The 10376-nt window shown below is 60.1% G+C and carries 9 protein-coding genes; 3 read left to right on the plus strand and 6 right to left on the minus strand.

What is annotated here, in order from left to right; all coding sequences use genetic code 11:
• Window positions 1–23 precede the first annotated feature (23 nt).
• Window positions 24–977 carry an adenosine deaminase gene (locus ACE04F_RS29000; protein ID WP_486111151.1) on the minus strand — a complete coding sequence of 318 codons (954 nt, stop codon included), beginning with the start codon at window positions 975–977 and terminating at the stop codon, window positions 24–26.
• A 187-nt stretch (window positions 978–1164) separates the two neighbouring features.
• Here ACE04F_RS29000 and ACE04F_RS29005 point away from each other — a divergent pair, with 187 nt between their 5' ends.
• Window positions 1165–2256, plus strand: coding sequence for a calcium:cation antiporter (locus ACE04F_RS29005; protein ID WP_305497028.1), 1092 nt, complete (start codon window positions 1165–1167; stop codon window positions 2254–2256).
• A gap of 120 nt (window positions 2257–2376) precedes the next feature.
• Here the strand turns inward: ACE04F_RS29005 and ACE04F_RS29010 are convergent, their stop codons facing one another.
• The 5 genes from ACE04F_RS29010 to ACE04F_RS29030 form a co-directional block, all read right to left on the minus strand.
• Complete coding sequence (locus tag ACE04F_RS29010; protein WP_486111153.1) at window positions 2377–3735, minus strand: 8-oxoguanine deaminase; 1359 nt, start codon at window positions 3733–3735, stop codon at window positions 2377–2379.
• Window positions 3736–3906: 171 nt separating this feature from the next.
• Window positions 3907–4593 (minus strand): SDR family oxidoreductase, encoded by a 687-nt coding sequence (locus ACE04F_RS29015; protein WP_486111155.1) that lies wholly within the window; start codon window positions 4591–4593, stop codon window positions 3907–3909.
• A gap of 443 nt (window positions 4594–5036) precedes the next feature.
• Window positions 5037–5630, minus strand: a complete 594-nt coding sequence (locus ACE04F_RS29020) for an IMPACT family protein (RefSeq protein WP_486111157.1) — start codon at window positions 5628–5630, stop codon at window positions 5037–5039.
• 6 nt (window positions 5631–5636) lie between these two features.
• Window positions 5637–6287, minus strand: coding sequence for a TetR/AcrR family transcriptional regulator (locus ACE04F_RS29025; RefSeq protein WP_305497021.1), 651 nt, complete (start codon window positions 6285–6287; stop codon window positions 5637–5639).
• A 105-nt stretch (window positions 6288–6392) separates the two neighbouring features.
• Window positions 6393–7313 carry a LysR family transcriptional regulator gene (locus ACE04F_RS29030; protein ID WP_486111159.1) on the minus strand — a complete coding sequence of 307 codons (921 nt, stop codon included), beginning with the start codon at window positions 7311–7313 and terminating at the stop codon, window positions 6393–6395.
• 121 nt (window positions 7314–7434) lie between these two features.
• Here ACE04F_RS29030 and aptA point away from each other — a divergent pair, with 121 nt between their 5' ends.
• Together aptA and ACE04F_RS29040 are read left to right on the plus strand one after the other, a co-directional pair.
• Window positions 7435–8784 carry an omega-aminotransferase AptA gene (gene aptA, locus ACE04F_RS29035; RefSeq protein WP_486111161.1) on the plus strand — a complete coding sequence of 450 codons (1350 nt, stop codon included), beginning with the start codon at window positions 7435–7437 and terminating at the stop codon, window positions 8782–8784.
• Between the two features lie 63 nt (window positions 8785–8847).
• Window positions 8848–10341, plus strand: a complete 1494-nt coding sequence (locus tag ACE04F_RS29040; protein ID WP_486111162.1) for a CoA-acylating methylmalonate-semialdehyde dehydrogenase — start codon at window positions 8848–8850, stop codon at window positions 10339–10341.
• Window positions 10342–10376: the final 35 nt, after the last annotated feature.

The following is a 10376-nucleotide window of genomic DNA, read 5'->3' on the forward strand; positions in this document are numbered from 1 at the left end:
CCCACAAAGGATCATCACCAGTCTTAAGGTTTCACCAACCGCGCATCCAGGCTGTTCTGCGCCAACCGCCTGGCCTGGTCCTGGGTCATGCCCAGATGCGTGTGCAGCGCATGGAAGTTCTCGGTGACGTAGCCGCCAAAATACGCCGGGTCATCGGAGTTCACCGTCACCTTCACACCGCGTTCGAGCATGTCGAGGATGTTGTGCTGCGACATATCATCGAACACGCATAGCTTGGTGTTGGACAGCGGGCAAACCGTCAACGGGATCTGTTCGTCGATGATCCGCTGCATCAACCGCTCGTCTTCGATAGCGCGTACACCGTGGTCGATGCGCTGAATTTTCAGCAGATCCAAGGCTTCCCAGATGTACTCGGGAGGGCCTTCTTCACCGGCATGAGCGACGGTCAGAAAGCCTTCATTGCGCGCCCTGTCGAAGACCCGCTTGAATTTGCTTGGCGGGTGGCCCATCTCCGAACTGTCCAGGCCGACGGCCACGAATGCGTCGCGGAAGGGCAGCGCCTGGTCGAGGGTTTTTTCTGCCTGCTCTTCGCTCAGGTGACGCAGGAAGCTCAGGATCAGGCCGCTGGAGATGCCCAATTGTTGCTCACCGTCCTTGAGGGCGGCGGCAATGCCGTTGAGCACCACTTCGAATGGAATGCCCCGGTCGGTGTGGGTCTGCGGATCGAAGAACGGTTCGGTGTGAATCACGTTCTGCGCCTTGCAGCGCAACAGATAGGCCCAGGTCAGGTCGTAGAAATCCTGGGAAGTACGCAGCACGTCGGCACCCTGGTAGTACAGGTCGAGAAACTCCTGCAGATTGTTAAAGGCGTAGGCCTGGCGCAGGGTGTCCACGTCGTTCCACGGCAGGGCAATCTTGTTGCGTTCGGCCAGGGCAAACAGCAGCTCGGGCTCCAGCGAGCCTTCCAGGTGCAGGTGCAGTTCAGCCTTGGGCAAGGCGTTAAGCCAGTCGTACATGGTTTTTTCTCATCAGCGAATCAATGGCGGGCATTCTACAGAGGTGGACGCCGATGTCTGGTAAAACCTGACCGGCTGATCCACTAACCGCACAAACCTGAACACCCGCTACGGCACATCCGAAGGAAACGTTCTCGGCACGTCACAGTCTAGTAGCTCATGACCCGTCCATGGCGATAGGCCCACGATGCTGACGTTGATCAAGCAAGAAAAACTGCTGTTGCTCGCCCTGCTTGCCGCTTTTGTCGCCTACCCGCTGGAGCATTGGCTGCTGGGCAGCGGGCAGGTCGTGGCGTTGGTTGGCGGCCTGGTGCTGATCGGTTTCATCGTTGCCGCCTCCATGCGCGTGGCCCATCACGCCGAGTTGCTGGCGGAAAAGGTCGGCGATCCTTACGGCACCATGATCCTGACCTTGTCGGCGGTACTGGTGGAAGTGGTGATCCTGGCGATCATGATGAGTAACGAGGCGTCGCCAACCCTGGTACGCGACACGATCTATTCGGCGGTGATGCTCGATATCAACGGTATTCTCGGGCTGGCGGCGTTGATGGGTGGGCTCAAGCACGGCGAGCAGGTCTATAACGACGATTCGGCGCGTACCTACAGCGTGATGATCCTCACTGCCATGGGCGTGTCGATGGTGGTGCCAGAGTTTATTCCGCAGGAAAACTGGAAGCACTATTCTGCATTCACCATCGGCGCGATGATCGTCTTGTATACGTTGTTCTTGCGCATGCAGGTGGGGCCACACAGCTATTTCTTCAGCTACAGCTACCCGGAAAAACGCCGCAGGAAGGAACCGGTGGAAGCCGAGCCGAAACCCATCAGCCTGGCGTTTTCCATCGGCGCACTGGTGTTCGGCGTGGTGGTCATCGGTGCGCTGGCCGAAGTCATGTCCAAGGCTATCGACCTCGGGCTGGAAGGCTCCGGCGCGCCGCCGGTGGTCACGGCAATCCTGGTGGCGGTCATCTCCGCTGCGCCGGAAATTCTCACCGCCCTGCGCGCAGCCCTGGCCAATCGCATGCAGTCGGTGGTGAATATCGCCCTGGGGGCGTCACTGTCCACCGTGATCCTGACGGTGCCGGTGATGGAAGCCATGGCGCTTTACACCGGCCAGCCTTTCCAGATGGCGATGACCCCAGTGCAGACGGTGATGATCTTCATTACCCTGATCGTCAGCGCCATCAACCTCAACGATGGCGAAACCAACGCCATCGAAGGCATGACCCACTTTGTGCTGTTTGCCACGTTTATCATGTTGTCATTACTCGGTCTTTGAACCTGTCACAGTCCCTGTGGGAACGAGCTTGCTCGCGGTGGGGCCAGGTCAGTCAATATCAGTGCCGGATATGAAACCGCTATCGCGAGCAGGCTTGCTCCCACAGGTTTTCTGGTCGGGTCAGGTACCCGCGATCAGCTCCCGCGCCGCCTGGCTGTGATCGGCAATCAACCCCTGCAGGTCGAGCCCTTCGACCTGTCCATCGATCACTCGCCACTGACCCGCGACCATCACCCGGTCCGCCCGATCCGCGCCGCACAGCAGCAGGGCCGAGACCGGATCGTGGCTGCCGGAAAAGCGCAGCTCATCAAGCTTGAACATCGCCAGGTCGGCTTGTTTACCCTCTGCGAGTTCGCCGATGTCGCTGCGTCCCAGCAATTGTGCCGAGCCCCGGGTCGCCCAGCTCAGCACCTTTTCCGGCGTGATCGCTTGCGCGCCATAGCGCAGGCGCTGGATGTATAGCGCCTGGCGGGTTTCCAGCAGCATGTTCGACGCATCGTTGGACGCCGAGCCGTCCACCCCCAGGCCCAATGGCGCGCCGGCTGCGGTCAGTTCAAGCGTCGGACAAATGCCCGAGGCCAGGCGCATGTTCGAACTGGGGCAATGGCAGATACCGGTTCCGGCGGCGCCGAGACGGGTGATTTCGTCCGGGTTGAAATGAATGCCGTGGGCCAGCCAGGTACGTGGGCCCAGCCAGCCGACGCTGTCAAGGTAGTCCACGGTACGCAGGCCGAAACGCTGTAGGCAGAAGTCCTCCTCGTCGAGGGTTTCGGCCAGATGGGTGTGCAGGCGTACGTCGAGTGTTTCCGCAAGCTCGGCGCTGGCGCGCATGATCTCGGGCGTGACCGAAAACGGCGAGCAAGGCGCCAGGGCAATCTGGATTTTCGCGCCGGCACCGCGCTCATGGTATCGAGCGATCAGTCGCTGGCTGTCGTCGAGAATCACTTGGCCCTGCTGCACGGTCTGCTGCGGCGGCAAGCCACCGTCGGCCTCGCCCAGGCTCATGGAACCACGGGTCAGCATTGCGCGCATGCCCAGCTCACCGACGCATTGCACCTGCACATCGATGGCGTTTTCCAGGCCCTCGGGAAACAGGTAGTGGTGATCGGCCGCCGTAGTGCAACCCGACAACAGCAGTTCGGACAACGCGACTTTGCTCGCCAGCGCGAGTTTTTCTGGAGTCAGCCGCGCCCACACCGGATAAAGGGTTTTCAGCCATGGAAACAACGGCTCGTTTACCACCGGCGCCCAGGCGCGGGTCAGGGTCTGATAGAAATGATGATGGGTGTTGATCAGCCCCGGCAGGATCACATGTTCTCGAGCATCGAACACGGTGTCACAAGGCTGCGCGGGCTGTTGCCCGGCGCTGAGCAGCTCAACGATCACACCGTCCTGCAGGACAAGACCGCCACGGGCATCGAGGTCGTTGGCCGTGAAAATGGCGAGGGGATTTTTTAACCAGGTACGGGTCGCAGGCATGGTCGCCGGCTCCTCTGAAAGTGGGTTCAGGTTAGCCAGCTCAGTGATGCCCTGTCTGCTGATCCAGGGGCGCCTTGGAGGCGCGGTTCGGAGTGTACTCAGGTTGCCGGACACATTTCCAGTGTCCGACAAAAGCCCTGCAGGATGGATGCTCCAGGGATACCGGGGTGATTACCAGGGAATCGTCTCGCCTTTGTAATTGACGAAGTGATGCCCACCCTTGCCGGCAAAGGCATTGACCTGATCGATCAGCCCACGGGTGCTGGTCTCGACATCAATGTCCGCGCCTTCGCCACCCATGTCGGTCTTTACCCAGCCCGGGTGCAGCGACAGCACGGTCAGCGTCCGCTCGCCCAGTTGGCTGACAAAACTATTGGTCATCGAGTTGAGCGCGGCTTTGCTGGCCTTGTACAACGCCAGTTCGGGGGCGTCGGGCATGGTCACGCTGCCCAGCACCGAGCTCATGAAGGCCAGCACGCCGCTGCCGTCGCGGATCTGCCCGACGAAGCGTTGGGCGAGGTTGATCGGTGCCACGGCATTGGTGAAGAACAACTGACCGACCTCAGCCAGCGTTGCACCGCCCGGGCTCTGGTTGTCGGGGCCTTTGACGCCGGCATTGACGAACAACAGGTCGAACGTCTGGTCCCTGAGCTGCTGGCTCAAGGCGATGACGGCTTGCTGATCGTCCATGTCGAGCTTTTCGATGCGCACCGGGCCCAGCGCCTTCAAGGCCTCGGCGTTCTGCGGGTTACGTACCGTGGCGGTGACGTTCCAGCCGTCACCCAGAAGCGTCTTCACCAAGCCGAGGCCCAGTCCCCGGGAGGCGCCGATGATCAATGCGGTTTTTGCCGAATTCATGAATGCTTCCTTGAAAGAAAAGTCACGGAGTTAATGGACAACGTTGCCCGGGCGGTTGTTTCAGCTTGTGGCACAACGCGTCTGGGAGCGGTCATGCGGTTTCGATCAGGTTCAGGTCCTTATAATGTCTGGTTAAAAAATGATCAGGCGGCTGCAAGCCATGCTGTTCTTGGGGCGGCTGGAGCCATGAACGGGTTATCCACAGGTTGCTCCACAGTTATTGTGCGCAAGCCTGAAACTCGGGCATAAGCCCTGTGCGGCTTTCTTCTAAAGGTGATAAAGCATCGCAACCATTTGTTTTTTGACGGATTCGCCGTATCGGCGAATTTTTGTATGAAAAACGAACAATGCTCGAAAACCCGCATGACAGAAGGGTTACAGCTGGATGCGCCCAGGTTATCCACAGGCAGGTGCACAGCGCATGTGGGCAAACTGTGCCTTTTTCATGAGGCTGCCGGGCGCTCAAGGCGTATCTGTCCGCGACTCAGGTCGGCCACTCGCGTTTGCAGGCTCTCGATGTGTTCTTCAGCGACTGCGAGTTGAAGCTCCACGCCATTGGCGGTGAAATCTTCGGCGACGACTAGACCGCCGCATTCAGCTATTCGCAGTTTCACCAAGGCCAGCTCGGCGAAACCGCACAGGCAACGCAGCGCTACGCGGCTGATCAATTCGACCTTCTCGGCAGTCTGCAGGCATTTGTTCGCACCGCCGCCATAGGCGCGAGCCAAACCGCCGGTACCCAGCTGGATCCCGCCGTACCAGCGTATGACCAGCACCACGACCTGATCGCAATCCTGAGCCTGGATGGCCGCGAGGATCGGGCGCCCGGCAGTGCCGCCCGGCTCGCCATCGTCGCTGCTGCGATATTGCTCGCCCAGTTTCCATGCCCAGCAATTATGCGTGGCGTCCAGGTCGCTGTGCCGCTCGATAAAGGCCTGGGCCTCGGCGGGGCTGGTGATGGGGGCGGCGAAGGTGATGAAACGGCTTTTGCGAATTTCTTCACGGTATTCGCAAAAGCCGGCAAGGGTATAAGGCATGGGGTCCTAGAGGTCTGGTGTCAGGCCGCAGCCTTTGAGAATGATGCGGATGAGATTGTCGCCGGCGTCGATCATGTCTTGCCTGGTCAATTTGCTACGCCCGGTCACGCGGCAGATCTGGGTGGCGAAATCGGCGTAATGCTGGGTGCTGCCCCACAGCAGAAAAATCAGGTGAACCGGATCGACCGGGTCCATTTTGCCCGCATCTATCCAGGCTTGGAACACGGCCGCGCGGCCCTTGAACCAGGCGCGATAATCCTGGTTGAAATACTCGCTCAGGCATTCGCCGCCGCTGATCACTTCCATGGCGAAAATTCGCGATGCCTGGGGCTGGCGCCGTGAGAATTCCATCTTGGCGCGGATGTAGCGGGTCAATGCCTGCGCTGGATCGTCCTCGGCGGTCAGGGAATTGAAAGTGCTGTCCCACAGTTCGATGATATTGCTCAGCACGGCGACATAGAGCCCGAGCTTGTTGGTGAAATAGTAATGCAGGTTCGCCTTGGGCAGTCCGGCCTTCAAGGCGATGGCGTTCATGCTGGTGCCCTTGAAGCCGTGACGGGCGAACTCATCCTCGGCGGCCCTGAGGATGGTTTCCTCGTTTTTTTGACGAATACGGCCGGTAGGCTTGCCACCATGGGCAGGAACTTCAAAGGTCATGGACGTTTCCGGGCTGGGTCTGTGGGGGCGGGCAAGTGCGTTCATAGCGCACCGGCGCGGATCCGACAAGTGCTGCAGCCATAAAAGCCGTGCGCCGCGAAGATATCAGCGGGTTGCCGCCAGGTTTTCCAGGAAACTTTCCAGTACAAGGTGCGGGCGGCGGCCCTTGCGAGTGACCGACGCCAGGCTCAGATCATAGAAACGTGCGAGGGGCTTGAGGGCTCGCAGCCGCCCTTGCTGAACCCAAAGATTAGCGTAGTGATCCGGCAGATAACCAATGTAACGTCCGGTGAGGATCAGGAACGCCATGCCTTCGCGATCCGAGGCGCTGGCGGTGCAGTTAAGTGCCTGGTAGTGAGCCTGGATGTCGGCGGGCAGGCGAAAGGTTGGCGCGATGGCGTCCTGGCTGTTGAGCCGAGTGTCTTCGAGCTGTTGGTCGTCCACATAAAACAGTGGATGTCCCACCGCGCAATACAGCAGCGAGCGTTCACTGTAGAGCGGTTGGTATTCGAGTCCGGAAAGGGCGCTGGCCTGGGGCACTACCCCGACATGCAGGCGCCCGTCGAGCACGCCTTGTTCGACTTCGTTGGGCGCGATCATGCGAATCTGGATCTGCACGTCCGGCCCGCGTTCTTTCAACTGGGCCAAGGCGTGCGTGATCCGCATGTGGGGCAGCGTGACAAGGTTGTCCGTCAGGCCGATGGTCAATTCACCGCGCAAATGCTGGTGCAGGCCGTTGACCTCGGTACGAAAGCTCTCCAGCGCGCTCAATAACTGCAATGCCGATTGATAGACTTCGCGCCCTTCCTCCGTCAGCGAGAAGCCCGCGCGCCCACGCTGGCACAGGCGCAGGCCAAGACGCTGCTCCAGGTCGTTCATCTGCTGGCTGATAGCCGAGCGGCCGATACCAAGCACGGTTTCCGCTGCCGAAAATCCGCCGCATTCCACCACGCTGCGGAAAATGCGCAGCAAACGGATATCGAAGTCGCTGACCTGGGCCAGTGGATCGGGACGACGCGTGCTCATAGTTTAGTGATCCGCTGACTGAAGGTTAGAAAAGCTGGGTTTCACCGACTTTATCGTCGTGGCAACGTAGCCGCAAGAACGCCTTGGCTTCATGCCGCTCATACCCTGCGAGGTTTTGTCGATGAACATGCCCGAACACGCTGTCGGTTCCCTGGCCAGCCAGCTCAAGCTGGATGCCCACTGGATGCCCTACACGGCCAATCGTAATTTCCAACGCGATCCCCGCTTGATCGTCGCCGCCGAGGGTAGCTGGCTGACGGACGACAAGGGGCGCAAGGTCTACGATTCACTGTCGGGCTTGTGGACCTGTGGCGCCGGGCACACTCGCAAGGAAATCCAGGAGGCGGTCGCCAGGCAATTGGGCACCCTCGATTATTCCCCGGGATTCCAGTATGGCCATCCGCTGTCGTTCCAGCTGGCGGAAAAGATCACCAGCCTGACCCCGGGCAACCTCAACCACGTGTTCTTCACCGACTCCGGTTCCGAGTGCGCCGATACCGCGGTGAAGATGGTCCGTGCCTACTGGCGCCTCAAGGGGCAGGCCACCAAGACCAAGATGATCGGCCGTGCCCGTGGTTATCACGGCGTGAACATCGCCGGCACCAGCCTGGGCGGCGTCAGTGGCAATCGTAAATTGTTCGGCCAGGCCATGATGGACGTCGATCATCTGCCCCACACCTTGCTGGCCAGCAATGCCTATTCCCGTGGCATGCCGAAGGAAGGTGGCATCGCCTTGGCCGATGAGCTGCTGAAATTGATCGAGCTGCACGACGCGTCCAACATTGCGGCCGTTTTTGTCGAGCCGATGGCCGGATCCGCCGGGGTCCTGGTCCCGCCTGAGGGATATCTCAAGCGTCTGCGGCAGATCTGCGACCAGCACAACATCCTGCTGGTGTTTGACGAGGTCATTACCGGTTTCGGTCGCACCGGCTCGATGTTTGGCGCTGATAGCTTTGGCGTGGTTCCGGACCTGATGTGCATCGCCAAGCAGGTCACCAACGGCGCCATTCCCATGGGGGCGGTGATTGCCAGTTCGGAAATCTACCAGACGTTCATGAACCAGCCGACGCCCGAATATGCGGTGGAGTTTCCCCACGGCTATACCTATTCGGCGCACCCGGTGGCCTGTGCGGCTGGCCTGGCGGCACTGGATCTGTTGCAGAAGGAAAACCTGGTGCAAAGCGTGGCCGAGGTCGCGCCGCATTTTGAGAATGCCTTGCATGGTTTGAAAGGCTCGAAGAACGTCATCGACATTCGCAACTTCGGCCTGGCCGGGGCGATCCAGATTGCCCCGCGCGACGGCGACGCCATCGTGCGTCCGTTCGAGGCCGGGATGGCCCTGTGGAAAGCCGGGTTCTATGTGCGATTCGGCGGCGACACCCTGCAGTTCGGGCCGACGTTCAACAGCAAGCCGCAGGACCTGGATCGTCTGTTCGATGCGGTCGGTGACGTGCTGAATAAAATCGACTGATTTCTTTCTTATATAGAGACGCTCGTTCAAGAGCGTCTGGCGAGCGAATTGTCTGGAGTCCCCATGAGCCTCATCCCGCATCTGATCAATGGCGAATTGCTGAGCGATAGCGCACGCACGGCCGACGTGTTCAACCCATCTACCGGCCAGGCAATCCACAAGGTCCCGCTGGCCGATCGCGCAACTGTTCAGCAGGCCATTGATGCCGCCAAGGCGGCTTTCCCGGCCTGGCGCAACACGCCGCCGGCCAAGCGCGCCCAGGTGATGTTTCGTTTCAAACAGTTGCTGGAGCAGAACGAGTCACGCATCGCCCAGTTGATCAGCGAAGAACATGGCAAGACCCTCGAAGACGCCGCCGGTGAGCTCAAGCGCGGTATCGAAAACGTCGAGTTTGCCTGTGCGGCGCCGGAAATACTGAAGGGCGAATACAGCCGTAACGTAGGACCGAACATCGACGCCTGGTCAGACTTTCAACCGTTGGGCGTGGTGGCAGGCATCACACCGTTCAACTTCCCGGCGATGGTACCGCTGTGGATGTATCCGCTGGCGATCGTCTGCGGCAACTGCTTCATCCTCAAGCCATCCGAGCGTGACCCGAGTTCGACGCTGCTGATCGCCCAGTTGCTGCTGGAAGCCGGTCTGCCCAAGGGGGTGTTGAGTGTGGTCCATGGCGACAAGGCTGCCGTGGATGCACTGATCGAAGCGCCGGAAGTGAAGGCCCTGAGTTTTGTTGGCTCGACGCCGATTGCCGAGTACATCTATGCCGAAGGTACTCGTCGCGGCAAACGCGTTCAGGCGCTGGGCGGCGCCAAGAACCATGCGGTACTGATGCCGGATGCCGACCTGGACAATGCCGTCAGTGCGCTGATGGGCGCGGCTTACGGTTCATGCGGTGAACGTTGCATGGCGATTTCGGTGGCGGTGTGTGTCGGTGATCAGGTGGCGGATGCGCTGGTGGCCAAGTTGGTGCCGCAGATCCAGGCGCTGAAAATCGGTGCCGGTACGTCTTGCGGTCTGGACATGGGACCGTTGGTGACCGGTCAGCATCGGGACAAGGTCAGCGGCTATATAGAAGAGGGTGTGGCGGCAGGCGCTTCGCTGATTGTCGATGGTCGCGGCTTGAGTGTGGCTGGGCATGAAGAAGGGTTTTTCCTGGGCGGTTGCCTATTTGATCGCGTAACGCCCGAGATGCGTATCTATAAGGAAGAAATATTCGGGCCGGTGCTGTGTATCGTCCGGGTCAACAGCCTGGAAGAGGCGATGCAACTGATCAATGATCACGAGTATGGCAACGGTACTTGTATCTTTACCCGGGACGGGGAGGCGGCACGGTTGTTCTGCGATGAGATCGAAGTCGGGATGGTCGGTGTAAACGTTCCATTGCCGGTGCCGGTTGCCTATCACAGCTTTGGCGGTTGGAAGCGTTCGTTGTTTGGCGACCTGCATGCCTACGGTCCGGACGGGGTGCGTTTTTATACCCGTCGCAAAGCCATTACCCAGCGCTGGCCGCAGCGTGCCAGCCACGAGGCTTCGCAGTTCGCATTCCCCAGCCTGTAATCGGTACAACGCAAAGGCCGGTGCCCCTGGGCACC

The sequence above is a fragment of the Pseudomonas sp. AGC41 genome (assembly GCF_057334555.1).